General features: G+C 65.5%; 1 protein-coding gene. It reads right to left on the minus strand.

What is annotated here, in order from left to right:
- Window positions 1–412 (minus strand): DUF3866 family protein (locus CHM34_RS18460; protein ID WP_240512076.1); only part of this gene is annotated, 412 nt, incomplete at its 3' end.
- Window positions 413–447 lie beyond the last annotated feature (35 nt).

Genomic DNA, 447 nt, shown 5'->3' on the forward strand with positions numbered 1-447 from the left:
GTCCGGTGAGATCGACATCGACGAGATCATGCATCTGCAGTCGAGGCAGCTGCTCGGCAACGGTCTCGGCCACAACATCGGGGTCCGGATCCATCTCTGCCCGTTCCGCCTCGGTGAGGGTGGAGAAATCGGGCACCGGCACGGTCATCCCCGGTCGGGCGATCTCACTCAGCGGCGTCCGCGCATGATGGGATATGCCGAAATGGCGGCCCCGGGCGTCCGCGTTCGACATCCTCAGCAGACTCACCGGATGTCCGCCGAGCAGGGCCGCAGCATTGAGATGCTCTCCGGTGACCAGGCCCGAATAGCCGTACTTCGTGCCGGTGCCCAGATTCCCTGGGCCCTGAGCGACGATCGTGATATCGGCGCCCATCACGTGCTTGGCGGCAAGCAGTCCCGTGTGGATGGTCACCGCCTCAAGATCTCCGCCCCAGGCCTGGCCGGTGC

Source organism: Paludifilum halophilum, from assembly GCF_002245355.1.
Lineage (GTDB): Bacteria > Bacillota > Bacilli > Thermoactinomycetales > DSM-45169 > Paludifilum > Paludifilum halophilum.